At 64.5% G+C, this 24113-nt stretch carries 22 protein-coding genes and 4 tRNA genes; 21 read left to right on the top strand and 5 right to left on the bottom strand.

Annotated elements, in window-relative coordinates:
• Positions 1-31 precede the first annotated feature (31 nt).
• The 12 genes from accD to JV241A_RS07695 all read left to right on the top strand — a co-directional run bounded on the left by accD (position 32) and on the right by JV241A_RS07695 (position 8824).
• Positions 32-952: an acetyl-CoA carboxylase, carboxyltransferase subunit beta gene (gene accD / locus JV241A_RS07640; protein ID WP_115085988.1), complete on the top strand. Its 921-nt coding sequence runs from the start codon at positions 32-34 to the stop codon at positions 950-952.
• Complete coding sequence (gene folC / locus JV241A_RS07645) at positions 949-2256, top strand: bifunctional tetrahydrofolate synthase/dihydrofolate synthase (protein WP_134061817.1); 1308 nt, start codon at positions 949-951, stop codon at positions 2254-2256. Before accD ends, folC begins: the two co-directional genes overlap by 4 nt.
• Positions 2240-2908, top strand: coding sequence for an SPOR domain-containing protein (locus tag JV241A_RS07650; RefSeq protein ID WP_134061819.1), 669 nt, complete (start codon positions 2240-2242; stop codon positions 2906-2908). The genes folC and JV241A_RS07650 overlap by 17 nt, the downstream gene beginning before the upstream one ends.
• 99 nt (positions 2909-3007) lie before the next feature.
• Positions 3008-3562 carry a CvpA family protein gene (locus tag JV241A_RS07655; protein ID WP_036996463.1) on the top strand — a complete coding sequence of 185 codons (555 nt, stop codon included), beginning with the start codon at positions 3008-3010 and terminating at the stop codon, positions 3560-3562.
• A gap of 41 nt (positions 3563-3603) precedes the next feature.
• On the top strand, positions 3604-5109 hold the full coding sequence (purF, locus tag JV241A_RS07660; protein ID WP_115085991.1) for an amidophosphoribosyltransferase: 1506 nt from the start codon (positions 3604-3606) through the stop codon (positions 5107-5109).
• A gap of 15 nt (positions 5110-5124) precedes the next feature.
• Positions 5125-6336: an O-succinylhomoserine sulfhydrylase gene (locus tag JV241A_RS07665; RefSeq protein WP_095161624.1), complete on the top strand. Its 1212-nt coding sequence runs from the start codon at positions 5125-5127 to the stop codon at positions 6334-6336.
• An 11-nt stretch (positions 6337-6347) separates the two neighbouring features.
• Entirely contained in the window at positions 6348-7106 is a 759-nt protein-coding gene (locus JV241A_RS07670; protein WP_177414847.1) for an SDR family oxidoreductase, read from the top strand.
• 159 nt (positions 7107-7265) lie between these two features.
• Positions 7266-7341 (top strand) — tRNA-Val (locus tag JV241A_RS07675).
• A gap of 76 nt (positions 7342-7417) precedes the next feature.
• Positions 7418-7494: transfer RNA gene (locus tag JV241A_RS07680), tRNA-Asp, on the top strand.
• Between the two features lie 98 nt (positions 7495-7592).
• A tRNA-Asp gene (locus tag JV241A_RS07685) sits at positions 7593-7669 on the top strand.
• Positions 7670-7780: 111 nt separating this feature from the next.
• Positions 7781-7857, top strand: a tRNA-Asp gene (locus JV241A_RS07690).
• A gap of 217 nt (positions 7858-8074) precedes the next feature.
• Positions 8075-8824 (top strand): SDR family oxidoreductase, encoded by a 750-nt coding sequence (locus JV241A_RS07695; protein ID WP_166675662.1) that lies wholly within the window; start codon positions 8075-8077, stop codon positions 8822-8824.
• A gap of 8 nt (positions 8825-8832) precedes the next feature.
• Here the strand turns inward: JV241A_RS07695 and JV241A_RS07700 are convergent, their stop codons facing one another.
• On the bottom strand, positions 8833-10386 hold the full coding sequence (locus JV241A_RS07700; protein WP_038994200.1) for a methyl-accepting chemotaxis protein: 1554 nt from the start codon (positions 10384-10386) through the stop codon (positions 8833-8835).
• A 271-nt stretch (positions 10387-10657) separates the two neighbouring features.
• On the opposite strand from JV241A_RS07700, the gene JV241A_RS07705 reads away from it, so the two are divergent.
• Complete coding sequence (locus JV241A_RS07705) at positions 10658-11530, top strand: DUF2242 domain-containing protein (protein ID WP_134061825.1); 873 nt, start codon at positions 10658-10660, stop codon at positions 11528-11530.
• 203 nt (positions 11531-11733) lie between these two features.
• On the opposite strand, the gene JV241A_RS07710 is transcribed toward JV241A_RS07705, so the two are convergent.
• Complete coding sequence (locus JV241A_RS07710) at positions 11734-12774, bottom strand: AraC family transcriptional regulator (protein ID WP_134061827.1); 1041 nt, start codon at positions 12772-12774, stop codon at positions 11734-11736.
• Positions 12775-12777: 3 nt separating this feature from the next.
• The gene (locus tag JV241A_RS07715; protein WP_134061829.1) at positions 12778-13899 is read right to left on the bottom strand and encodes a nitrilase-related carbon-nitrogen hydrolase; all 1122 of its coding nucleotides are present in this window, start codon (positions 13897-13899) and stop codon (positions 12778-12780) included.
• A 193-nt stretch (positions 13900-14092) separates the two neighbouring features.
• Between JV241A_RS07715 and JV241A_RS07720 the strand changes: the two genes are divergently transcribed.
• Together JV241A_RS07720 and JV241A_RS07725 are read left to right on the top strand one after the other, a co-directional pair.
• The gene (locus tag JV241A_RS07720) at positions 14093-16129 is read left to right on the top strand and encodes an NADPH-dependent 2,4-dienoyl-CoA reductase (RefSeq protein ID WP_115085997.1); all 2037 of its coding nucleotides are present in this window, start codon (positions 14093-14095) and stop codon (positions 16127-16129) included.
• A 78-nt stretch (positions 16130-16207) separates the two neighbouring features.
• Positions 16208-17095 (top strand): 1-aminocyclopropane-1-carboxylate deaminase, encoded by an 888-nt coding sequence (locus tag JV241A_RS07725; RefSeq protein ID WP_134061831.1) that lies wholly within the window; start codon positions 16208-16210, stop codon positions 17093-17095.
• Here JV241A_RS07725 and JV241A_RS07730 read toward each other — a convergent pair.
• Positions 17092-17640, bottom strand: a complete 549-nt coding sequence (locus tag JV241A_RS07730) for a cytochrome b (RefSeq protein WP_052251397.1) — start codon at positions 17638-17640, stop codon at positions 17092-17094. The genes JV241A_RS07725 and JV241A_RS07730 overlap by 4 nt on opposite strands.
• Positions 17641-17812: 172 nt before the next feature.
• Here JV241A_RS07730 and JV241A_RS07735 point away from each other — a divergent pair, with 172 nt between their 5' ends.
• Positions 17813-19099: an arsenic transporter gene (locus JV241A_RS07735; RefSeq protein WP_134061833.1), complete on the top strand. Its 1287-nt coding sequence runs from the start codon at positions 17813-17815 to the stop codon at positions 19097-19099.
• A gap of 100 nt (positions 19100-19199) precedes the next feature.
• On the opposite strand, the gene JV241A_RS07740 is transcribed toward JV241A_RS07735, so the two are convergent.
• Complete coding sequence (locus JV241A_RS07740) at positions 19200-20144, bottom strand: DUF1853 family protein (protein WP_134061835.1); 945 nt, start codon at positions 20142-20144, stop codon at positions 19200-19202.
• Between the two features lie 133 nt (positions 20145-20277).
• On the opposite strand from JV241A_RS07740, the gene JV241A_RS07745 reads away from it, so the two are divergent.
• From JV241A_RS07745 to JV241A_RS07765, 5 genes are read left to right on the top strand one after another with little or no spacing between them, the layout of a single operon-like run.
• Positions 20278-21168 (top strand): NAD(+) kinase, encoded by an 891-nt coding sequence (locus tag JV241A_RS07745; protein ID WP_010223281.1) that lies wholly within the window; start codon positions 20278-20280, stop codon positions 21166-21168.
• Positions 21165-22139, top strand: a complete 975-nt coding sequence (locus tag JV241A_RS07750; RefSeq protein WP_177414843.1) for a metallophosphoesterase — start codon at positions 21165-21167, stop codon at positions 22137-22139. The genes JV241A_RS07745 and JV241A_RS07750 overlap by 4 nt, the downstream gene beginning before the upstream one ends.
• Positions 22136-23008 (top strand): rhomboid family intramembrane serine protease, encoded by an 873-nt coding sequence (locus JV241A_RS07755; RefSeq protein WP_134061837.1) that lies wholly within the window; start codon positions 22136-22138, stop codon positions 23006-23008. The genes JV241A_RS07750 and JV241A_RS07755 overlap by 4 nt, the downstream gene beginning before the upstream one ends.
• Before the next feature lie 14 nt (positions 23009-23022).
• A complete protein-coding gene (locus JV241A_RS07760; protein WP_115086002.1) occupies positions 23023-23283 on the top strand; it encodes a DUF1315 family protein in 261 nt (86 codons plus the stop codon).
• The gene (locus JV241A_RS07765; protein ID WP_115086003.1) at positions 23280-24110 is read left to right on the top strand and encodes a DUF2797 domain-containing protein; all 831 of its coding nucleotides are present in this window, start codon (positions 23280-23282) and stop codon (positions 24108-24110) included. The genes JV241A_RS07760 and JV241A_RS07765 overlap by 4 nt, the downstream gene beginning before the upstream one ends.
• Positions 24111-24113: the final 3 nt, after the last annotated feature.

Genomic DNA, 24113 nt, shown 5'->3' on the forward strand with positions numbered 1-24113 from the left:
CTGCCGGTCGCCGTTACTGGAGAAAGAAAGCATGAGCAACTGGTTAGTAGACAAACTGATCCCTTCGATCATGCGTTCCGAGGTGAAGAAGAGTTCGGTCCCTGAAGGCCTGTGGCACAAGTGCCCGTCCTGCGAGGCCGTGCTGTATCGTCCGGAGCTGGAAAAGACCCTGGATGTCTGCCCTAAGTGCAACCATCACATGCGTATTGGCGCTCGCGCACGCATCGACATCTTCCTCGATGCCGAAGGCCGCGCCGAGCTGGGTGCCGACCTGGAGCCGGTCGACCGCCTGAAATTCCGCGATGGCAAGAAGTACAAGGACCGCCTGACTGCCGCCCAGAAGCAGACCGGCGAGAAAGACGCGCTGATCTCCATGAGCGGTACCCTGCTGGGCATGCCGATCGTGGTCAGCGCCTTCGAATTCTCCTTCATGGGTGGTTCCATGGGCGCCATCGTTGGTGAGCGCTTCGTCCGCGCGGCCAACTATGCCCTGGAAAACCGCTGCCCGATGGTCTGCTTCTCGGCCTCCGGTGGTGCGCGCATGCAGGAAGCGCTGATCTCGCTGATGCAGATGGCCAAGACCTCCGCGGTACTGGCGCGCCTGCGCGAGGAAGGCATCCCGTTCATCTCGGTACTGACCGACCCGGTCTACGGCGGCGTTTCCGCCAGCCTGGCGATGCTCGGCGACGTGATCGTCGGTGAGCCCAAGGCGCTGATCGGCTTCGCCGGCCCGCGCGTGATCGAGCAGACCGTACGCGAGAAGCTGCCAGAAGGCTTCCAGCGCAGCGAGTTCCTCCTCGAGCACGGCGCCATCGACATGATCATCCCGCGTCAGGAGCTGCGTCAGCGCCTGGGCAACTTGCTGGCACAGATGATGGGCCTGCCGACGCCGACGTTCGTCGCTCCGGTGAGCGAGCCGATCGTCGTTCCACCGGCGCCTGCCACCGTATGACCCAACGTACCCTTGGCGACTGGCTCGCCCACCTCGAGCAGTTGCATCCGACGGCCATCGACATGGGCCTGGAGCGTTCGCAACAGGTCGCTGCGCGGCTCGGGCTGGGCCAGCCGGCGCCACGGGTAATCACCGTGACCGGCACCAATGGCAAGGGTTCGACCTGTGCCTTCGTGGCCGCGTTGCTGCGCGCCCAGGGCCTCAAAGTCGGTGTCTACAGCTCGCCGCACCTGCTGCGTTACAACGAGCGGGTGCAGATCAACGGCGCTGAAGCTGGCGATGAGCAACTGTGCGAAGCCTTTGCTGCCGTCGAGGCAGCCCGCGGCGAGATTTCCCTGACCTACTTCGAAGCCGGCACCCTGGCGGCGTTCTGGCTGTTCAGGCAGGCGGCGCTGGACGCCGTAGTGCTCGAAGTCGGCCTGGGCGGGCGCCTGGATACCGTCAATATCGTCGATGCCGACCTGGCGCTGGTCACCAGCATCGGCGTCGACCATAGCGACTACCTGGGTGATACCCGCGAGTTGGTAGCTTTCGAGAAGGCCGGGATTTTCCGCGAGGGCAAGCCGGCCCTGTGCGGCGACCTCAATCCGCCACAGCCGTTGCTGGACAAGGCCCGTTCCCTGCACAGCCCGCTGTTCCTGCGCGGCCGCGACTTCGACCTGGCCAGTACCGACCGGTACTGGCAATGGCGCGGGGTCAATGCCCGCGGCGAGGTGGTCGAGTTGCAGGACTTGCCGTTGCTCGACCTGCCAATGGAAAACGCCGCGCTTGCGCTGCAGGCCTATCTGTTGCTCGACCTGCCGTGGGATGCCGGGCAAATCGCCGAGGCCCTGCGCAGCACGCGCATGGTCGGCCGCCTTGATCGTCGGGCCTTCACCTGGCAAGGCAAACCTTTGACTATCCTCATGGATGTCGGGCACAACCCGCATGCTGCCGAGTACCTGGCTCAGCGCCTGGCCGCGCGGCCGCTGCAGGGCAAGCGCCTGGCGGTGTTCGGTTTGCTCGCCGACAAGGACCTCGAGGGTGTGATCAAGCCGCTGCAGCAACAGGTTCAGGCCTGGGCCGTGGCACCGCTGGATACCGCCCGCAGCCGGCCAGTCGCCGAGCTGCAAGCGGCGCTGACGAACCTTGGCGCTGTGGTGCAGTCTTACGCCAGTGTCGCTGCTGCCCTGGAAGGGCAGTGCGCGCAGGCAACGGCAGATGACGAAATCCTGCTGTTCGGATCATTTTTCTGTGTCGGCGAAGCCTTGCAGTGGCTCGACCGGCAGGCCACGGAGGACGGGGCAAATGGCATTGCTGGATAAAGTAGTCAAGCAACGCATGGTCGGGGCGCTGGTGCTGGTGGCACTGGCGGTGATCTTCCTGCCGATGCTGTTCTCCCGCGAAGACGAAATGCGCCAGGTGCGCGTCGAAGCCCCCGAGGCACCGGCCGCGCCAACCCTGCCGCAAGTGCAGGTGGAACCTGTTCAAGTCCCGGAGCCGCAGGTACTGCCTGAAGAGCCGGTGATCGTCGAGCAGTCCACTGCACCGCTGCAGGCGCCGAGCACGCCGATTACCCCGGCGCCAAGTGCCACGCCTGCGCCGACGCCAGCGCCGGCTGCACCGGCCGTCGCCGCAAAACCGGCCGCGCCGGCGCCAGCCAAGGTGGAAGTCAAACCGGCAGCCACGGTCGCCACCGCGGCCAAGCCGGCGGCGGGCAAGATCGACGCCAACGGCCTGCCGGTCAGCTGGTCGATCCAGATGGCCAGCCTGTCCAATCGCGCCAGTGCCGACAACCTGCAGAAAACCCTGCGCAGCCAGGGCTACAACGCCTATATCCGTTCGGCTGAAGGCATGAACCGGGTGTATGTCGGGCCGTTGATCGAGCGCGCCGAGGCCGAGCGCCTGCGTGATGTGATCAACCGCCAGCAGAAGCTCAAGGGCTTTGTCGTGCGCTTCCAGCCCGAGCGCAGCTGAACCCTTGCCGCCCGGCCCGCACCGGGCGGTAAATCACTGCTTACCGACAGCCCGTTGCTCTGGTAAAATGCGCCGCCTTATCCGTTTGCAGGCAACACTGTGGCATTTACCTGGGTCGACTGGGCGATTCTCGCGATCATCGCCATTTCTTCGCTGATCAGTCTCAAGCGCGGCTTTGTCAAAGAGGCCTTGTCGCTGCTTACCTGGATCATCGCCGGTGCCGTGGCCTGGATGTTCGGTGGCTCGCTGTCGCAGTACCTGGAAGCTTATATCCAGACGCCTTCGGCCCGGGTCATCGGCGGATGCGCCATTCTTTTCGTCGCCACCCTGCTGGTGGGGGCCATGATCAATTTTCTCATCGGCGAGCTGATTCGCGTCACCGGGCTGTCCGGGACCGATCGCTTCCTGGGCATGGCCTTTGGCGCCGCCCGCGGGGCCTTGCTGGTGGTAGTGGCCGTCGGGCTGTTGAGCCTGGGGCCGGTACAACAGGATCAGTGGTGGCAGGAGTCTCGCCTCCTGCCACAATTTCTATTGGTGGCTGACTGGTCGAAAAACCTCATTCTGGGGTTCACCAGTCAGTGGCTAGCCAGCGGAATCAGCGCACCGGCTGATCTCCCGTTCCAGGAACAGTTGCTTGGGCCCAAAACGCCTTGAGCGCTGTTCAGTCCAGTTTCATTAAGTAGGGGTTGCGTCGCATGTGTGGCATCGTCGGTATCGTCGGTAAGTCGAACGTCAATCAGGCGCTGTATGACGCGCTAACCGTCCTCCAGCACCGCGGCCAGGACGCTGCCGGTATTGTGACCAGCCATGATGGCCGGTTATTCCTGCGCAAGGACAACGGCCTGGTCCGTGACGTCTTCCAGCAGCGGCATATGCAGCGCCTGGTCGGTCACATGGGTATTGGCCACGTGCGCTACCCGACTGCGGGCAGCTCGACCTCGGCCGAGGCCCAGCCGTTCTACGTCAACTCGCCCTACGGCATCACCCTGGCGCACAACGGCAACCTGACCAACGTCGAACAGTTGGCCAAGGAGATCTACGAGTCCGACCTGCGCCACGTCAATACCAACTCCGACTCGGAAGTGCTGCTCAACGTCTTCGCCCATGAGCTGGCGGTGCGTGGCAAGCTGCAACCGACCGAAGAAGACGTGTTCGCCGCAGTCACCGACGTGCACAACCGTTGCGTCGGCGGTTACGCGGTGGTGGCGATGATCACCGGCTACGGCATTGTTGGTTTCCGTGACCCCAACGGCATCCGTCCGATCGTCTTCGGCCAGCGTCACACCGACGAAGGCGTCGAGTACATGATCGCCTCCGAAAGCGTTTCGCTGGACGTGCTGGGCTTCACCCTGATCCGTGACCTGGCGCCGGGCGAAGCGGTGTACATCACTGAAGAGGGCAAGCTGCACACCCGTCAGTGCGCGACCAACCCGCAGCTGTCGCCGTGCATCTTCGAGCACGTCTACCTGGCCCGTCCTGACTCGATCATCGACGGCGTCTCGGTGTACAAGGCGCGCCTGCGCATGGGCGAGAAGCTGGCCGAGAAGATCCTGCGCGAGCGTCCGGACCACGACATCGACGTGGTTATCCCGATTCCCGACACCAGCCGCACCGCGGCGCTGGAACTGGCCAACCACCTGGGCGTCAAGTTCCGCGAAGGCTTCGTCAAGAACCGCTACATCGGCCGTACCTTCATCATGCCCGGCCAGGCTGCGCGCAAGAAATCGGTACGCCAGAAGCTCAACGCCATCGAACTGGAGTTCCGCGGCAAGAACGTGATGCTGGTGGACGACTCGATCGTGCGCGGCACCACCTGCAAGCAGATCATCCAGATGGCCCGCGAAGCCGGCGCGAAAAACGTCTACTTCTGCTCCGCCGCCCCGGCGGTACGCTTCCCTAACGTCTACGGCATCGACATGCCGAGTGCCCACGAGCTGATCGCGCACAACCGCAGCACCCAGGATGTCGCCGAACTGATCGGCGCCGACTGGCTGGTCTACCAGGACCTGCCGGACCTGATCGAAGCGGTCGGCGGTGGCAAGATCAAGATCGAGCATTTCGATTGCGCGGTGTTCGACGGCAAGTACGTCACCGGCGACATCGACGAAGCCTACCTGGACAAGATCGAGCAGGCGCGCAACGACGCCTCCAAGGTCAAGAACCAGGCGGTCAGCGCGATCATCGACCTCTACAACAACTAAGTTAGGAGCAGCGGCATGACACAGGAATGGGATGCCGGGCGCCTGGACAGCGACCTCGAAGGGGTCGCTTTCGACACGCTGGCGGTACGCGCCGGCCAGCATCGCACGCCGGAAGGTGAGCACAGCGACCCGCTGTTCTTCACCTCCAGCTACGTGTTCCGCACGGCGGCCGATGCCGCCGCGCGGTTCGCCGGCGAGGTTCCAGGCAACGTCTATTCACGCTACACCAACCCGACCGTACGCGCGTTCGAAGAGCGCATCGCCGCCCTCGAAGGCGCCGAGCAGGCGGTGGCCACCTCCACCGGCATGTCGGCGATCCTCTCGACCGTCATGGCCCTGTGCAGCGCTGGTGACCATGTGCTGGTCTCGCAGAGCGTCTTCGGTTCGACCATCAGCCTGTTCGAGAAGTACTTCAAGCGCTTCGGCGTGCAGGTCGACTACGTGCCGCTGACCGATCTGGCCGCCTGGGACCAGGCGATCAAGGCCAACACCAAGCTGCTGTTCGTCGAATCGCCCTCAAACCCCTTGGCCGAGCTGGTGGATATCGCCGCCCTGGCCGAGATCGCCCATGCCAAGGGCGCGCAACTGGTGGTCGACAACTGTTTCAGCACCCCGGCCTTGCAGCAGCCGCTGAAGCTGGGCGCCGACATTGTCGTGCACTCGGCGACCAAGTTCATCGACGGCCAGGGTCGTTGCATGGGCGGCGTGGTTGCCGGGCGCAGCGAGCAGATGAAGGAAGTGGTGGGCTTTCTGCGCACCGCCGGGCCGTCGCTGAGCCCGTTCAACGCCTGGATCTTCCTCAAGGGCCTGGAGACCCTCAACCTGCGCATGCGCGCCCACTGCGCCAACGCCCAGGCCCTGGCCGAATGGCTGGAGCAGCAGGACGGCATCGACAAGGTCCATTACGCGGGCCTGCAGAGCCATCCGCAGCATGAGTTGGCCAAGCAGCAGATGAGCGGCTTCGGCGCGGTGGTGAGCTTCGAGGTCAAGGGCGGCAAAGAGGGCGCCTGGCGCTTCATCGACGCCACCCGGCTGATTTCGATCACCGCCAACCTGGGTGACAGCAAGACCACCATCACCCACCCGGGCACCACCTCCCACGGCCGTCTGTCGCCGCAGGAGCGTGAGGCTGCCGGCATTCGCGACAGCCTGATCCGGGTTGCCGTGGGCCTGGAAGACGTCGCTGACCTCAAGGCCGATCTGGCCCGCGGGCTGGCGGCGCTGTGATCGACTGGTCGGTGGGCGACAGCAGCCATAACGGCCGCGTCGCCCTGGTCACCGGGGCGGCGCGGGGCATTGGCCTGGGCATTGCCGCCTGGCTGATCAGTGAAGGCTGGCAGGTGGTGCTCACTGACCTCGACCGTGCCCGTGGCGCGAAAGTCGCCAAGGTGCTTGGCGACAACGCCTGGTTCGTCGGCATGGATGTCGCCGACGAAGCCCAGGTGATGACCGGCGTGGCCCAAGTGCTGGGCCAGTTTGGCCGGCTCGACGCCCTAGTGTGCAACGCGGCGATTGCCGACCCGCACAACACCACCCTCGAAAGCCTGAGCCTGGCGCACTGGAACCGGGTGCTGGCGGTCAACCTCGGTGGCCCAATGCTGCTGGCCAAGCACTGTGCGCCGTACCTGCGCGCCCATTGCGGGGCGATCGTCAACCTGGCGTCGACCCGCGCCGGGCAATCGGAACCCGACACCGAGGCCTATGCCGCGAGCAAGGGCGGGCTGCTGGCCCTGACCCATGCCCTGGCCATGAGCCTGGGCCCGGAGATTCGCGTCAATGCGGTAAGCCCCGGCTGGATCGATGCCCGTGATCCCGCCCAGCGCCGTGCCGAGCCCCTGACCGAAGCCGACCATGCCCAGCATCCGGCGGGCAGGGTAGGGACGGTGGAAGACGTGGCGGCGATGGTGGCCTGGTTGCTGTCGCGCAATGCCGGCTTCGTCACCGGCCAGGAATTTGTGGTCGACGGTGGCATGACCAAGAAGATGATCTATCGGTAGCGGCAAGATGTCCGCAATGTGCTTTTGATTTTGCTTTTTCTTGTGGCTTGCAGCTTGAAGCTTGAAGCTGTTTTTTTCACCTCAGTGAAAAAAACTTCAATCAGGCTATTGACTTAGGTTCGATACCTGCGTAAATTTCGCCACCTCAGCGAAGCACACGGGTGATTAGCTCAGCCGGGAGAGCATCTGCCTTACAAGCAGAGGGTCGGCGGTTCGATCCCGTCATCACCCACCACTTCCTGAGATGTTCCTGACCCGACACTTTCGCAAGAAGGTGTTACCAGAGAGGAACCGGACGCAAGTCCATATGCGCAGCGGTAGTTCAGTCGGTTAGAATACCGGCCTGTCACGCCGGGGGTCGCGGGTTCGAGTCCCGTCCGCTGCGCCACTATTCTCCAGATCGGTCAACGACCGGTTTGAGGTTCCAAGGCTGAATAGCCTTGAAGCCAGATCCCAGTTTCAAGCGGGCGTAAGCCTGTACGATACGCAGCGGTAGTTCAGTCGGTTAGAATACCGGCCTGTCACGCCGGGGGTCGCGGGTTCGAGTCCCGTCCGCTGCGCCATCTTCGCCTCGAGGCCCTTGAACTCCTCGAAGCAACAAAGAGAGCGACCTGAGGTTGCTTTTTTTGTGCCCGGGGTTTGCAGCCTTTGCGCAGCCCGGGTGAACACGACACGCAGCGGTAGTTCAGTCGGTTAGAATACCGGCCTGTCACGCCGGGGGTCGCGGGTTCGAGTCCCGTCCGCTGCGCCATATCGAAGTAACAAAGAAAGCGACCTGCGGGTCGCTTTTTTTGTGCCTGAATTTCGGCACTGTGGTGTGGCCATCGCCGGCAAGGCCGGCTCCCACAGGAGCGCGGTGTACACAAAACTTGTGGGAACTGGCCTTGCCAGCGATGAGGCCTACTTGGTCTACATCCAGTCCTCACAACCGCTATGCTAGAGCCTCCAGTCTCCCACTGAGGTTCAGGATGAACAATCTTCAAGACTCAATCGCGGTGATCACCGGCGCCGGACGCGGCCTGGGTGCAGCCCTGGCCATCTCCCTGGCTGACGCCGGTTGCAAAGTGGTGCTCTGTGGCCGCAATGAGGCGGCGCTGGCACACGTCGCCGCCACCATCGAAACCCGCACAGGCCAACTGCCGATCACTGTTCAGGTCGACCTGGCCGACAGCGCCAGCGTAACCCGCGCGACGCAAACCATCAGCCAGCGCTTTCCCACCGTCGACCTGCTGATCAACAACGGTGCCATGTGGCTGGAACAGAACGAGCAGGGCTACTCGCCTGAGGACGTCCACGGCGTGATCAACGCCGCGGTCACCGGCACCTTCCTCTTCACCCAGGGCCTGCTGCCTTCCCTGCGCCGTTCCCAGCGCCCGGACATCGTCACCATAGGCTCGATCAGCGCTTTGCCCAATGCCGCCTTGCAGAGCGTCTCAGTGCCGTTCTACGCCGCCAAGCACGCCCAGCGAGCCTTGGCCGAGGGCTTGCGTCAACAACTGGCCGGCACGCCGATCCGTTCGCTGTGCGTGCACCCGCCCTACCTGGACGATATCTCCCCGACCGAACCTGCCTGGGAGGCGGCCGCCCAGCGCCGGAAGGGCGAGCGCGGCACCAACCGTGACGTGGTCGAGGCCGTGCTGTTTGCCGTGACCCGGCCGCGGCATGTGAGCCTGTCGTCGATCGTTATCGATAGCGATGACGGCGGTCTGTTCGGCTGATCTGGCCGTCAAACCCTGAAGCGCGCCACCAGCTGTTGCAGTTCGCTGCCCAGGCGCGCCAGCTCCACCGACGAGGCCGCGGTCTGCTGCGAAGCGGTTGACGACTGTTCAGCCACGTCACGCACGCTGAGCACGCTGCGGTTGATCGATTCGGCGACGCTGCTCTGCTGTTCGGCAGCGGTGGCGATCTGCAGGTTCATGCTCTGGATGCTGGTCACGGTCTGGGTGATGGCCTGCAGTTCGATACCGGCCTGATTGGCCAACGCTACCGTGCCGCCGACCTGCTGCTGGTTGGCGTGCATCATTTCGGCAGCCTTCTGCGCGCCCTGTTGCAAGGACACGATCAGCGTCTCGATCTGCGCTGTCGACTGCTGGGTACGCTGGGCCAGCCCGCGTACCTCGTCGGCCACCACGGCAAAACCGCGGCCGGCCTCGCCAGCGCGCGCTGCTTCAATGGCGGCGTTGAGGGCCAGCAGGTTGGTCTGCTCGGCAATGGCGTTGATCACCGTCATTACCGTGCCGATACGCTCGCTTTCTTCCGACAACTGACTGACCGCACTGGCCGAGTTGCCGATGTCATCGGCCAACTGGCCAATCTGGCTCAGGGCCTGTTGCACCACGCGATTGCCCTGTTTGGCCTGGCTGTCGGCCTGGCGCGTGGCTTCGCTGGCTTCTTCGGCATTGCGCGCGACTTCCTGCACGGTAGCGACCATCTCGCTCATCGCTGTGGCCACCTGGTCGGTCTCGACCTTCTGGCTGGTGATGCCGGCGCTGGTCTGTTCGGTGATGGTCGACAGCTCTTCGGCGGCGGTCGACAGCTGGCGGGTGACATGCCCGGCCTGGCCGAGCATTTCCCGCAGGTTGTTGCCGCTTTGCGCCAGGGCTTGCAACAACTGGCCGAATTCGTCGCGGCGGGGTTCGCTGGCGGTGTTGGTCAGGTCGCCTTCGCCAATGCGCCGGGCAATTTCCACGGCCTGGCGCAGCGGTTGGGTGACCTGACGGATGATCAGCGCGCTGATCAGCACGCCCAGCACCAGGGCGGCGAACAGCAGGCTGAGCATCAAGCTGCGGCTGTTGCTCGACTCCTCGGTGCTCTTCTGGTTTTGCAGGGTGATCAGCTGGTTGATCGCTTCAAGGCCCCGATGGACGTTTTCCAGCAGTTGGTCGTGCAGCTTGGTCTGCAGCAGGGTGCCTCCGGTGGCCGCTTTCAGTTGTTCGAACTGCTCCAGGTATTGCTTGAGGTCGTCGCCAGTGGCTGTGAGCAAGCGCTGCGAATCGGCATCGGGCAACGCGGCGAGGTTTTCCTCGACCAACTGTGTGGCCTGTTGATGGGCCTTGGTCAGCTGGCTGGCGAAGGTGGCGTCGCGCCGTTGCTCGAAGCTCAGTTGGGCGGCGCGCATTTCATTGAGGTTGTCGAGGATGTAATTGACCGACACCAGGCGGTCGGCCCGTTGGGTCAGGGTGTTCAGGCTGTTGATGGCGGTAATGGCCAGCAGCGCCATCAACACCAGGATGGGCGCAAAACCGAGCAACAGCTTGATTTTCACGGAGAGGTTTTTCACCGAGGTAACTCCTGTCGACCTGTATGGATGGGGTGGTGGCTAGTTGCCAGCGTAGCCGTAGAATGTGCCAGGCAATAGTCGGATGGATCCGATCAACAGGTAGGGCTTGGTCGAAGTTGCTGTGGGCTTATCGACCAATGGTCAAACCCCGGCGTCAGGGGCGGTAACTGGCGCCTTGCATGAATTTTCTGCGGTGATTGGCAGGCTATGGTTTCAGCATTCCGCCGATGTGTTGCACAATAGGCACCGACCGTTTTCCTCAGGATTTGCAATGTCAAAGTCAACCGTCTGCAGTGCGCTCGGGCTGGCCCTTGTGCTGGCGGGTGTTTCCGGCTGTTCTTCGAAGAAAGCTGCCATCTACGAACACGAGAATTTCGCCGACTCGGGCACCTTCTCGCGCAGCTTTCCGGTGAGTGAAGCCGGTACCTGCGAAGCGGCGCGCCGTGCCTTGCTCAGCCAGGGCTACATCATCACCAGCAGCGACGCTGGCCAGGTCAATGGCAACAAGAGCTTCCAGCAGACCGGCGATTCTCACCTGCAGATCAGCTTCAATGTGGTCTGCGCCCCTGACAGCGGCGACGAGCAGCGCTCGACCATGTTCGCCAACGCCCTGCAGGACCGCTACGCGCTGAAAAAATCCAACACCTCGGCCAGCCTCGGCGTGGGTGTGCTGGGTTCGGTGTCGATGCCGATCGGTTCCAGCGATGATTCGATGGTCAAGGTCGCCAGCGAGACCGTGACGTCGGCCAAGTTCTACGAGCGTTACTTCGCCCTGGTCGAAAGCTTCCTGCCCAAGGAAAACAAGAAAAAGGCCGACCCCAAGCCTGCGGCCAAGCCGGCAGTGGAGCTGGGTGTGCCGGAAACTGCGCCGGTAGCGCCACCGGCCGCCCTGGTCCCCACGCCGGCCGAAGCGCCTGCGCCAGCGGCTCCGGCGTCTGCCGTGCCGGTCAGCGAACCTGCGCCGGCCCCGGCTGCCGAGGCGCCCGCCGCGCCAGTGGTGGACGACAGCAACGGCTCGAAGCCGGTACCGCCACCGGCAGAAGCTGCGCCGATCAGCGTCCAGGACAGCAGCACGCCGGCCGAGCCGACCCCGAGCATCGCCCCGGCAGCACCGGCTAGCAGCAGCGGGCAGGCGCCGCTGTAAATTCAGCAGTCCCTGCTACGTTGTTTTGATAAGCGTCATTGTCATTTTTCTTTCATCACGGCACTTTAGGCTCGTTGACGAATCAATGACATGAATGTGAAACGACGGAGCAGATGATGGACGACTATCAAGAAGAACTACTCGAATACCGCGCCATTGAGCTCGACCCGGTCGAGCCCGCCGAAGACGCCACCGAGCTGTAATCAGCCGGTACGCCGCTGGCTGCGGCGAAACTCCCCCGGAGTGATACCGTTCCAGCGCTTGAACGCGCGCTGAAAGGCCTCTGCCGAGGCAAACCCGAGCAAATAGGCGATCTCGCCAAAGGCCAGCTCCGTGTCGCGGATGTAGGTCATGGCCAGGTCGCGCCGGGTATCGTTGAGGATGGCGCGAAACTGCGTGCCTTCCTCGGCCAGCTTGCGCCGCAGGGTCCAGGTCGGCAGTTGCAGATGCCTGGCCACTTCCTCCAGATCCGGTTCCCGTCCACCGTTCAGCAACGGCCCCAGCAGGTGCGCGATGCGCTCGCCCAGGCTGCGTATCCGTGTGCGCTGTTCAAGCTCCGCCTCACACAGTTGCAGCAGGTGCTGCCAGGTGCTCGGGCAGTGCGCCGGGTTGCGCAGGGCAAGGTTGGCGCGGCTCAGGCGCAGCTGGTTGGTGGGCGCGCCGAACTGTACCGGGTTGCTGCTCAAGGCCTGGTAGTGGGCGGCGTAGGCGGGCGCCTCGAACTCGATCTCGACCCGTTCCGCCAGCAGGACCACCCCTGCCAGGCTCGACAACTGCGCCAGCCAGCCGGCCAATAGTGAATCCACTACAAAGCGGTTGTAGGCGTTGTACGGGCTGATCGAGTAGAAGCGCAGCCAGGCGCCGCCGCTGTCCTCATGAAAGCTTGAGTGCCCGCGGTAGTTGGCCGCATACAGGGGCTCGAAGCGCAGCAAGGTGCGCGCCGCTTCGCCGACTGTTGGCGCTTGCGCTGCGGTGACGCCGGCCAGGCCGGCCTGGCCGAGGCGGCTGATGTGGCCCATGTGCAGCCCGAGGGCCGGATCGCCGGTCAGCTCGATGGCGGCATGGCCCAGGTGCATATAGCGCGGGATCGACAGGCGCGCGCCCGGTTCAGCCAGGCGCACCGGGTCCAGTCCGTAGCGGGTGAGCAGGGGCCCGGGATCGATCCCGCGTTGTTGCAGGGTTTCGCTCAGCGGCTGGATAAAACCGACCGACAGATCGCCCAGGCGCACACGCGGGCTGTTCATGCCTTACAGCCAGACGTTCAACAGGCGCGCACCCGGGCTGGCAGTGCCGCCCAGGTTCACTCCGTTGAGCTGGGCAAAGCCCTGGCCATCGGCGGCATGGTCCCAGAAGCGCCCGCGCAGGAACACGCTCATGCTGCTGACCTTGGCGGCGTTGGCGTCCAGGGTCAGGCGCTGCCAGGCGTCGCGTTCGCTCACTTGACCAGGCTTGAGCGCCAGCGACGAGGCCAGCGGCTGATGGCGGTTGCCGCGCCATGGCGCGTTCCAGCTGTTGTGGCCGCTGAGGAACACCGGGTTGGCGACGATCTGGGCGAACTGGTTGACCAGTTGCTGCTGGTTGCTCGGGTACCAGCTGTCGCTGCCGATCAACACGCCGAGACGCCCGGCCGGGGTTTGCAGTACTTGTGGGGGCTGGTCGGTGCCGCTGCTGATAAAGCGCCGCACTTCACTGTCCGGGTGCTGCTGGCGTTGTGGCTGGCCGAGTACCGAACCATCGCTGGCAAATACCAGGCTGGCGTTGTACAGGGCGCCGGAGCCGATCCGCAGGGTGCCGCGCTCGACATAGGGTTCAGGTAACACGATGGAACCCGCCACCAGGGTCACGCCGAACTCCTTGGCCAGGCCGCCGAACAGCTGCTGGTAGTCCTCGGCCATCTGCCCGGCCTTCATTCGCAGGTGGGCATCGGCGCGGCGGTCGTCACCTTCGGCGCCAAGCATGGCCAGGCCATAACGCAGCGGGTTGCTCAGCTCCAGCCACTGCAGGGCTTCGCGGCGCTCAGTGACCTGGTACAGCTCGTTTTTCTCGCCACGGGCCCACAGCCAGGTGCCGATGTGTTCCGGCAGGATAACGATGGTCTTGGCGTTGATCAGGCCCTGGGCGCGGGCATGTTCAAGGTAGGCGGCCAGCTTGCGATGCAGGCGCTGCAGGCTCTGGTAGTCACCGGGGAACAGTTGCGGCTCGACGCCCAGCAGGTTGCCGTGATCGGCCGGCACGCCTTCGCTCAGGGCCAGCTCGATGCGCAGGTCCGACAGATAGTGCCCGGCCGGGCGCTGCTCGGTCCAGAACCCGTAGCCACTCAGGGCGGCAATGACAACCAGCGCCAGGGCGCTCAACAGAAGTTTTCGCATGAAACGCAATAGAGCCGACAAGGGATTCGGCCCCTAGGGTAGACCTCGGGTGCAGTAGGATCAATAACTTGTCACTTTCGGTCATTGAGCCGCGCCCGCTGGCTCTTTAATGTCGGCCTCAGATAACTGACGGGCCCCGCCAGCCTTGGCGAGGCGCCCGCATTCCGTGATTACGCCTGTTGTGGAGTTGACTATGGCCGCCGCTCAATACCCGCATTTGCTCGCCCCGCTGGACCTGGGTTTCACCACCTTGCGCAACCGCACGCTGATGGGCTCGATGCACACCGGCCTTGAAGAAAAGCCCGGCGGTTTCGAGCGCATGGCGGCCTACTTCGCCGAGCGCGCCCGTGGCGGCGTCGGCCTGATGGTCACCGGCGGCATCGGCCCGAACGTGGAGGGCGGGGTGTACTCCGGCGCCGCCAAGCTGAGCACCCCGGAAGAAGCCGATAAACACCGCATCGTCACCCAGGCGGTGCATGAGGCCGGTGGCAAGATCTGCATGCAGATCCTCCACGCCGGTCGCTATGCCTACAGCCCGAAATCGGTAGCGCCGAGCGCCATCCAGGCGCCGATCAACCCGTTCAAGCCGCGCGAGCTGGATGAAGAGGGCATCGAGAAGCAGATCCAGGACTTCGTCACCTGCTCGCTGCTGGCGCAAAGCGCCGAGTACGACGGCGTCGAGATCATGGGGTCGGAAGGCTACTTCATCAACCAGTTCCTCGCCGCCCACACCAACCAGCGCACCGATCGCTGGGGTGGCAGCTACGAGAACCGCATGCGCCTGGCGGTGGAAATCGTCCGCCGGGTGCGCGAAGCGGTAGGGCCGAACTTCATCATCATCTTCCGCCTGTCGATGCTCGACCTGGTCGAGGGCGGCAGCAGCTGGGAAGAGATCGTGCAACTGGCCAAGGCCGTGGAGCAGGCCGGCGCGACCCTTATCAACACCGGTATCGGTTGGCACGAAGCGCGGATCCCGACCATCGCCACCAAGGTGCCGCGCGCGGCGTTCAGCAAGGTCACCGCCAAGCTGCGCGGTGCGGTGCAGATCCCGCTGATCACCACCAACCGCATCAACACCCCGGAAGTCGCCGAGCAGATCCTTGCCGAAGGCGATGCCGACATGGTCTCGATGGCGCGGCCGTTCCTGGCTGACCCGGAGTTCGTCAACAAGGCCGCCGCCGGGCGTGGCGACGAGATCAATACCTGTATCGGCTGCAACCAGGCCTGCCTGGACCACACCTTCGGCGGCAAGCTGACCAGCTGCCTGGTCAACCCGCGCGCCTGCCATGAAACCGAGCTCAATTACCTGCCGGTCACCCAGGTCAAGCGCATCGCCGTGGTGGGTGCCGGCCCCGCGGGCCTGGCGGCTGCCACCGTTGCGGCGGAGCGCGGCCATGAAGTGACCCTGTTCGATTCGGCCAGCGAGATCGGCGGTCAGTTCAACGTGGCCAAGCGCGTGCCGGGCAAAGAGGAGTTCTATGAAACCCTGCGCTACTTCAAACGCAAGCTGCAGACCACTGGCGTCGAGCTGTGCCTGAACACCCGCGTCGATGCCGAGCAACTGGCGGCGGGCGGCTTTGACGAGATCATCCTCGCCACCGGCATCGCTCCGCGTTTGCCGGCCATCCCCGGCATCGAGCACGCCAAGGTGCTGAACTACCTGGATGTGCTGCTGCAGCGCCAGCCGGTAGGGCAGAAGGTGGCGGTGATCGGTGCCGGCGGTATCGGCTTTGACGTCTCCGAGTACCTGGTGCACCAGGGCGTGGCCACCAGCCAGGACCGCGAGGCGTTCTGGAAGGAGTGGGGCATCGATACCCAGCTTGAAGCCCGCGGTGGTGTGGCCGGCATCAAGGCCGAACCCCATGCGCCGGCGCGTCAGGTGTTCCTCCTGCAGCGCAAAAAGACCAAGGTCGGCGATGGCCTGGGCAAGACCACCGGCTGGATTCACCGCACGGGCCTGAAGAACAAGCAGGTGCAGATGCTCAACAGTGTCGAGTACCTGAACATCGACGATGCCGGCCTGCACATCCGCATCGCCGAGGGCGAGCCGCAGGTGCTGCCTGTGGATAACATCGTCATCTGCGCCGGCCAGGACCCGCTGCGCGAACTGCAGGACGGCCTGGTCGCCGCCGGCCAGTCGGTGCACCTGATCGGCGGTGCCGATGTCGCCGCCGAGCTGGATGCCAAGCGCGCCATCAACCAGGGTTCGCGCCTGGCCGCCGAGCTCTGACTGGCGCAGCGCGGCGGGCCGCCGGGCCCGTCGCGCTGTTACACTGCGCGGCCCTGGCAGCCCTGTTGTGCCCCGCCCATGATCGGCAGATTCGACGACCTTCCCCTCGCACCCTTGCAACCCTTGCCCTTGAACTGGCTGCGCGCCCATGGCGTCGAGCTGGCGGTGTTGCGCCTGGACCTGATCGACCCGCTGATCAGCGGCAACAAGTGGTTCAAGCTGCTCGAACACCTGCGAATCGCCCAGGCCCAGGGTGCGCCCGGGGTGATCAGCCTCGGCGGCGCCCATTCCAATCACCTGCATGCCCTGGCGGCTGCCGGCGAGCGCTTTGGTTTTGCCACCGCAGGACTGCTGCGTGGCCATCCGCAGGACACACCGACCGTGCGCGACCTGCAGGCCATCGGCATGCTGGGGTATGGCGGTTATCGCGAGCGTCATCAGCCGGATTTCTGGCAGCCCTGGCAGGCGCTGTATCCAGGATGGCAATGTGTCGCCGAAGGTGGGGGCGGGCCCTTGGGCGCCAAGGGCTGCGCCTTGATCGTCGAGCAGGCGCAAGCGCAATTGGCGGCGCTGGGCTGGGCGGATTATCACGGCTGGTGGCTGGCGGCCGGTACCGGTACCACCCTGGCCGGGATGGTGTTGGCGGAAGCAGGCAGGCACGAGGTCCATGGCGCATTGGCCGTGCCGCTGGATCATGGCGTGCCCGAGGCTGTACAAGCGCTGGTCGGCAAGGGCGGTTACCGCTTGCATGAGGCCTGCCGTGGCGGCTTTGCCAAGGTCGATGAAGGGCTGTTGGCCTTTATGGCCGACTGCGAATCTGAAACTGGCATGCTGCTGGAACCGCTGTACACCGCCAAGGCCTTGCTGGCGCTGCGCCGGGAAGTCGAAGCCGGGGCCTTTGCCGCCGGCACCCGGCTGATCTTCCTGCACAGCGGCGGCCTGCAGGGCCGCCGCGGTTTTGCCTAGTTGTTGCGCGGCAGCATGCGCAACAAGGTGTTGTCGCGCTGCACGTAGTGATGGAACAGGCCGGCCACGGCATGCAGGCCGATCAGCCAGTAGCCCCAGGTGCCGATGCGCTCGTGCCAGCCCTTGATGAACTTGGCCAGGTCCGGGTCCGGGGCGACCAGCGCCGGCAGCTCGAAACCGTAGAACGGGATCGGCTTGTTGGCGGCGCTGAGCAGCAGCCAGCCGGCCAGCGGCAGGCCGATCATCAGCAGGTACAGGGCCAGGTGCATCAGGTGCGCCAGGCCTGTCTGCCAGGCCGGTGGCGCCGGAATGATCGGCGGGGTCGGGCGACCCAGGCGCAGGGCCAGGCGCAGCCAGACCAGCACGAACACGCTCAGGCCCAGCATGAAGTGCAGGTCTTTCATCAAGGCGCGTTCGGCGCTGTCCTTGGGAAACATCCCGCGCAGTTCGATAAAGGCGTAAACCGCCGCCAGCAGCACCAGCATCAGCCAGTGCAGGGCTATCGACAGACCGCCGTAGCGGGCCTGGTTTTGGCTCAAAGTCATGGGTGTTCCTCATCATCAGGTCGAAATCCGCGCTCTTCTGGCGCAGTCAGCTAACTGTAACCGCTTGCCAGCCGGTTACCCGGGCATTGCAGCAGAAATTCATCACGGCAACCTTGATCTGTCGCTAGAATCCGGCGCTTGTACCCACTCTAATCTGCAAGGCTTGTACTTCATGCTGATGGCATCACTGATTTTCCTGCTGACCATTACCCTGGTGATCTGGCAGCCCCGAGGCCTTGGCGTCGGCTGGAGTGCCACGGGCGGGGCGCTGCTGGCCTTGCTTTGCGGGGTGGTGCAGTGGAGCGATATCCCGGTGGTCTGGCAGATCATCTGGAACGCTACCGGTACTTTCATCGCCCTGATCATCATCAGCCTGTTGCTCGATGCCGCCGGCTTCTTCGCCTGGGCGGCGCTGCACGTGGCACGCTGGGGGCGCGGCAGTGGCCGGCGGTTGTTCTGCTACATCGTGCTGCTGGGGGCGCTGGTCTCGGCGCTGTTCGCCAATGATGGCGCGGCGCTGATCCTCACCCCGATCGTGGTGGCCATGCTTCTGGCCCTGCGCTTCAGCCCGGCGGCGACCCTGGCCTTCGTCATGGCCGCGGGCTTCATTGCCGACACGGCCAGCTTGCCGCTGGTGGTGTCGAACCTGGTCAACATCGTCTCTGCCGACTTCTTCGGCATCGGCTTCAACCGCTATGCGGCGGTGATGGTGCCGGTCAATCTGGTCGCCGTGGCGGCGACCCTGGCGGTGCTGTTTTGGTACTTCCGTCGGGACATCCCGGCTGACTATGATCCGCTGCAACTGGATGCGCCGCGCAGCGTGGTGCAGGACCCGGCGACTTTTGTCGCCGGCTGGCTGGTGTTGTTGATCCTGCTCCTGGGGTGCTTTGCCCTGGAGCCGCTGGGCATTCCGATCAGCGCGATTTCGGCGGTGTGTGCACTGGTGTTGCTGCTGGTGGCGGCACGCGGGCACAAAATCTCCACGCGCAAGGTGCTCAAGGAGGCGCCCTGGCATATCGTGGTGTTCTCCTTGGGGATGTACCTGGTGGTCTACGGCCTGCGCAATGCCGGGCTGACCGACTACCTGGCCGGCTGGCTCGACGGTTTTGCCGCGGGCGGGGTGTGGGGCGCGGCGCTGGGCACCGGGCTGCTGACCGCGGTGCTGTCGTCGATCATGAACAACCTGCCGACGGTGCTGATCGGCGCCTTGTCGATCGACGCCAGTTCTGCCACGGGTGTGGTCAAGGAGGCGATGATCTACGCCAACGTGATCGGCAGCGACCTGGGGCCGAAAATCACCCCGATTGGCAGCCTCGCGACGCTTTTGTGGTTGCATGTGCTGGAGCGCAAGGGGGTGAAGATTGGCTGGGGGTATTACTTCAAGGTCGGGATTGTGCTGACGGTGCCGGTGTTGTTGCTGACCCTGGTGGCGCTGGCGCTGCGGTTGACTGTGGTTTAGGGCTGGCCTGATCGCGGGGCAAGCCCGCTCCCACAGTAGATCTGTGTGCATGTGGGAGCTGGCTTGCCGGCGATCGCCTGCGCAGCAGGCGCAAAACCTGTCACCCCGGCAGGTTCGGCCATAAGTCCGAAACCAGGAACAAGCGCTCGGCTTCCTCCCAGTCGCCACGCTCACCTTCGACCAGCCTCACCAGCAACTGCGCCGGCGCCAGCGGGTCCAGGGCCTGCAGCCAGGTGGCGAAGCGCTGCACCGACCAGCAGTCCTGCACCGGGTAACAGGCCGGCGCCAGCCAGGCATGGCGCGGCAACGGCTGCCAGCGACCGGGCGCACTCTGGGCACGGAACGCTGCCCAGTCACGCTGGTGCAACCAGCGCCCACGCAGATGCTGCGGATTCGCTCCTTGCGGCGGTTGCGCCTGCCCCGGCCAGGGATAAAGCAGGTAACCACCCAGCCACAACTGTGCACTGAACTGCTCGATCTCCAGCGCCGCCAGCGCTTCGCGGCTTTCGTTGCGGGCCGAAATCGGCAGTTGATGCTCGGCCAGGTGCGCAAGCTTGCGGTCCAGGCGGTCGTGACAACCGGGCCCCAGCCACTGCGCCGGGTTATCGCCATTGCCGCTTTGCGGTCCCAGGTACAGCTTGATCGCCAGCTCCAGGTGGTGCACGCCGTCGCTGTCGCGCAGCAGCAGGTCCAGTTCGCCGAGGGTATGCCCGCCGTTGCGGATCGGCAGGTTGGCGGCCAGCAGAGTCACTCCGGGGGCATGCTGGAGGACGAACTGCCATAGACGTTCGTAGTACAGCCCCAGGCGCCGGGTGCTGGCCTGGGCCAGCCAGTGCAGCAGGGCGTGGCTGTCGCGGTCTTGCTCGAGCAGCCACTGGCGCAGTTGTTCAGGCTCGGCCACCCAGCGGCTGGCGGCCAGCGGATGACGCTGCGGCCACGGCGTATCGCGCAGCATCGGCGGCGCAAGAATGACCCAAGCCAGGTCGCGCACCTGGGGCTGGTGCAACTGGCAGGGCAGGTCGGTCAGGCTGGGGAACGGGTTCATTCAGCGAGCATAGTCGCTCAGCCTGTGCGCTTGCTGAATTTCTCCGGGGTTTGCCGCTGCCCGGCGCTTTCGCCCATAATCGAACTCTTTGGCGAGCATCGCCTTTTTACCCGCCGCAGAGCCCTGGAGCCCCATGGAGCAATTTCGCAATATCGGTATCATCGGACGGCTGGGCAGCTCCCAGGTGCTCGATACCATTCGCCGACTGAAAAAATTCCTGCTGGAGCGGCATCTGCACGTCATCCTCGAGGACACCATCGCCGAAGTCCTGCCCGGCCATGGCCTGCAGACCTCGACCCGCAAGCTGCTGGGTGAAGTCTGCGACCTGGTGATCGTCGTCGGTGGCGACGGCAGCCTGCTCGGCGCCGCCCGCGCCCTGGCCCGGCATAATATTCCGGTGCTGGGCATCAACCGCGGCAGCCTGGGCTTTCTGACCGACATTCGCCCCGATGAGCTTGAAGTCAAAGTCGCCGAGGTGCTCGACGGCCACTACCTGGTGGAAAACCGCTTCCTGCTGCAGGCCGAAGTCCGTCGTCACGCCGAAGCCATCGGCCAGGGCGACGCCCTCAACGATGTGGTGCTGCACCCGGGCAAGTCGACGCGGATGATCGAGTTCGAGATCTACATCGATGGCCAGTTCGTCTGCAGCCAGAAAGCCGACGGCCTGATCGTCGCCACCCCGACCGGCTCGACCGCCTACGCACTGTCGGCGGGCGGGCCGATCATGCACCCCAAGCTCGACGCCATCGTCATCGTGCCGATGTACCCGCACACCCTGTCCGGGCGGCCGATCGTGGTCGACGGCAACAGCGAGCTGAAAATCGTCGTGTCCAAGGACCTGCAGATCTACCCGCAGATTTCCTGTGACGGCCAGAACCATTTCACCTGCGCCCCCGGCGATACCATCACGGTGAACAAGAAGCCGCAGAAGCTGCGTCTGATCCACCCGCTGGATCACAATTACTATGAGGTCTGCCGGACCAAGCTCGGCTGGGGCAGCCGCCTGGGTGGTGGAGGCGAGTGATGCTCGATCCCGCTCGCAGTTTCGACCTGATCGGTGACGTGCACGGTTGTGCACACACCCTCGAACGGCTGCTCGACGCCCTTGGCTACAAGCGCCAGGGCGGCGTCTGGCGTCATCCGTCGCGCCAGGCGCTGTTTCTGGGCGACATCATCGACCGTGGCCCGCGGATTCGCGAAGCGCTGCACATCGTCCATGACATGGTCGATGCTGGCCAGGCCTACTGCATCATGGGCAACCACGAGTACAACGCCCTGGGCTGGAACACCCCGGCCCTGCCCGAGAGCGGCAAGCACTACGTGCGCGAGCACACTCCGCGCCACGGGCGGCTGATCTACGAGACCCTGACCCAGTTCGAACAGCATCCGGGCGACTGGCATGATTTTCTCGAGTGGTTCTACGAGCTACCGCTGTTCATCGACGCCGGGCGGTTCCGCCTGGTGCACGCCTGCTGGGACGCGCGCCTGATCGACCCGCTGCGCCAGCAATACCCGGACGGGCGTATCGACGAGCATTTCATCCAGGCCTCGGCCGTGCCGGAAAGCTTTGCCGCCACGGTCTGCAACCGCCTGTTGCGCGGTACCGACATGCGCCTGCCGGACGGCCTGACCCTGACCGGTGGCGACGGCCTGACCCGCGCGTTTTTCCGCACCAAGTTCTGGGAAGAAGACCCGCAGACCTACGGCGATATCGTCTTCCAGCCCGATGCCTTGCCCGAGCAGGTGGCCAACGCGCCGCTCAGCCACAGCCAGAAGAACGCCTTGCTGCGCTACAGCGAGGACGAACCGATGCTGTTCGTCGGCCATTACTGGCGCAGCGGCAAACCGGCGCCGATCCGCGCCAACCTGGCCTGCCTGGACTACAGTGCGGTGCTGTACGGCAAACTGGTCGCTTACCGCCTGGATGCTGAAACCCGCATCGACCCGCGCAAGTTCGTCTGGGTCGATGTCGACCGGCCGGAGGCCAGCCAATGACTGCAGTAGTGGTATTACGCATGCCGTTGAGTACCGATCTCAGCGGCTTTGTCGGCCTGTTGCGGCGCCTGCAGGTGCCGCACCGGGTCAGCGAGGAGGGCGGCGACCAGGTGTTGTGGGTGGCCGAGAACCTCGCCGAAGACGTGCGCCAGCTGTACCAGCGCTTCCCCGAGGGCAATGCCGAGTTCGAACTGCCGGCCGACACCGCCTTGGCCGCACCGGCGCGGCCGAGCATCGGCGAGCAGTTGCGCGCCAGCAAGGCGACGGCGGCGATCCTGCTGCTGTGCCTGATCGTCGCCGGCCTCACCGGCCTTGGCGACAACTTCGCCACCTTGAGCTGGCTGACCTTCCTCGATTTTCGCGTGCAGGGCGACTACCTGTATTTCACCCCGCTGGCCGCCAGCCTTGCCGATGGCCAGTGGTGGCGCCTGTTCACGCCGATGCTGGTGCATTTCGGCATCCTCCACCTGGCCATGAACGGCCTCTGGTACTGGGAACTGGGCCGGCGCATCGAGCTGCGCCAGGGCCCGTGGAACCTGCTCGGCATGACCCTGCTGTTCAGCCTGGTGTCCAACGCCGCCCAGTACCTGTTTGGCGGCCCGAGCCTGTTCGGCGGCCTGTCGGGGGTGCTCTACGGCTTGCTCGGACACATCTGGCTGTACCAGTGGCTGGCGCCCAACCCGGTGTATCGCATGCCGCGTGGCGTGCTGGTGATGATGCTGGTCTGGCTGCTGCTGTGCCTGTCCGGTTTGATCAGCCTGCTCGGCTTCGGCCAGATCGCCAACGCTGCCCATGTCGGCGGGCTGTTGGTCGGTTGCCTGAGCGGGCTCTTGGGCGGGGCGCTGGCCCGGCGTAAACTGACTGCTTGATTTTGGGAGACGCTATGTCCACTTTTGCGCAAATGATCGAAAACATCACCCCGGAAATCTACGAAAGCCTGAAACTGGCCGTGGAACTGGGTAAATGGGCAGACGGGCGCAAGCTCACCACCGAGCAGAAAGAGCTGTCGCTGCAGGCGGTGATCGCCTGGGAACTGCAGAATCTGCCCGAAGAAGAGCGTACCGGCTACATGGGCCCGCAGGAATGCAGCTCGAAGTCGGCACCGGTGCCGAACCTTCTGTTCAAGTCGGATGCGATCCATTGATCGAACTCGGCCGCGGCTCCATCAGTAAAATGTCGGCGCGTCTCGATGCGCCGGTGGTGCAGTACGCTTTTCGTCTGGGCGAGCAGGAAGTGCCGGTCAACCCCTTGATCGGCAAGACCGTGCGCCTGGAATACCTCGGTGCCATCCATTGCAGCCACTGCGGGCGCAAGACCAAGACCAGTTTCAGCCAGGGTTACTGCTACCCGTGCATGACCAAGCTTGCGCAGTGCGACGTGTGCATCATGGCCCCGGAAAAATGCCACTACGATCAGGGCACCTGCCGCGAACCCTCGTGGGGCGAGCAGTTCTGCATGACCGATCATGTGGTGTACCTGGCCAACTCCTCGGGCATCAAGGTCGGCATTACCCGCGCGACCCAGTTGCCAACGCGCTGGCTTGACCAGGGGGCCAGCCAGGCGCTGCCGATCGTGCGGGTTGCCACCCGCCAGCAATCGGGGCTGGTCGAAGACCTGTTCCGCAGTCAGGTGGCCGACCGTACCAACTGGCGCGCCTTGCTCAAGGGCGATGCCGAGGCGGTCGACCTGCTGGCCGTGCGCCAGCAACTGTTCGACAGCTGCGCCGAGGGCTTCAGTGCCTTGCAGGCGCGATTCGGCCTGCAGGCGATCCAGCCGCTGACTGACGCCGAGGTCCTGGAAATCCGCTACCCGGTCGAGGCCTACCCGAGCAAGATCGTCAGCTTCAACCTGGACAAGAATCCCGTGGCTGAAGGCACGCTGCTGGGCATCAAGGGCCAGTACCTGATCTTCGACACCGGCGTGATCAATATTCGCAAATACACGGCGTACCAGCTCGCCGTGCATCAGTAAAAA

Origin of the sequence: Pseudomonas sp. JV241A (genome assembly GCF_900275665.1) — a bacterium.
Taxonomy (GTDB): Bacteria; Pseudomonadota; Gammaproteobacteria; order Pseudomonadales; family Pseudomonadaceae; genus Aquipseudomonas; species Aquipseudomonas wadenswilerensis.

What these genes read in the sequence shown, in the direction of transcription:
- purF (WP_115085991.1), top strand. Translation starts at nt 3,604, where the DNA reads ATGTGTGGCATCGTCGGTATCGTCGGTAAGTCGAACGTCAATCAGGCG.
- JV241A_RS07720 (WP_115085997.1), top strand. Translation starts at nt 14,093, where the DNA reads ATGGCCGCCGCTCAATACCCGCATTTGCTCGCCCCGCTGGACCTGGGT.
- JV241A_RS07710 (WP_134061827.1), bottom strand. Translation starts at nt 12,774, where the DNA reads ATGAACAGCCCGCGTGTGCGCCTGGGCGATCTGTCGGTCGGTTTTATC.
- accD (WP_115085988.1), top strand. Translation starts at nt 32, where the DNA reads ATGAGCAACTGGTTAGTAGACAAACTGATCCCTTCGATCATGCGTTCC.
- folC (WP_134061817.1), top strand. Translation starts at nt 949, where the DNA reads ATGACCCAACGTACCCTTGGCGACTGGCTCGCCCACCTCGAGCAGTTG.
- JV241A_RS07740 (WP_134061835.1), bottom strand. Translation starts at nt 20,144, where the DNA reads ATGAACCCGTTCCCCAGCCTGACCGACCTGCCCTGCCAGTTGCACCAG.
- JV241A_RS07755 (WP_134061837.1), top strand. Translation starts at nt 22,136, where the DNA reads ATGACTGCAGTAGTGGTATTACGCATGCCGTTGAGTACCGATCTCAGC.
- JV241A_RS07665 (WP_095161624.1), top strand. Translation starts at nt 5,125, where the DNA reads ATGACACAGGAATGGGATGCCGGGCGCCTGGACAGCGACCTCGAAGGG.
- JV241A_RS07745 (WP_010223281.1), top strand. Translation starts at nt 20,278, where the DNA reads ATGGAGCAATTTCGCAATATCGGTATCATCGGACGGCTGGGCAGCTCC.
- JV241A_RS07725 (WP_134061831.1), top strand. Translation starts at nt 16,208, where the DNA reads ATGATCGGCAGATTCGACGACCTTCCCCTCGCACCCTTGCAACCCTTG.
- JV241A_RS07695 (WP_166675662.1), top strand. Translation starts at nt 8,075, where the DNA reads ATGAACAATCTTCAAGACTCAATCGCGGTGATCACCGGCGCCGGACGC.
- JV241A_RS07760 (WP_115086002.1), top strand. Translation starts at nt 23,023, where the DNA reads ATGTCCACTTTTGCGCAAATGATCGAAAACATCACCCCGGAAATCTAC.
- JV241A_RS07715 (WP_134061829.1), bottom strand. Translation starts at nt 13,899, where the DNA reads ATGCGAAAACTTCTGTTGAGCGCCCTGGCGCTGGTTGTCATTGCCGCC.
- JV241A_RS07705 (WP_134061825.1), top strand. Translation starts at nt 10,658, where the DNA reads ATGTCAAAGTCAACCGTCTGCAGTGCGCTCGGGCTGGCCCTTGTGCTG.
- JV241A_RS07730 (WP_052251397.1), bottom strand. Translation starts at nt 17,640, where the DNA reads ATGACTTTGAGCCAAAACCAGGCCCGCTACGGCGGTCTGTCGATAGCC.
- JV241A_RS07650 (WP_134061819.1), top strand. Translation starts at nt 2,240, where the DNA reads ATGGCATTGCTGGATAAAGTAGTCAAGCAACGCATGGTCGGGGCGCTG.
- JV241A_RS07735 (WP_134061833.1), top strand. Translation starts at nt 17,813, where the DNA reads ATGCTGATGGCATCACTGATTTTCCTGCTGACCATTACCCTGGTGATC.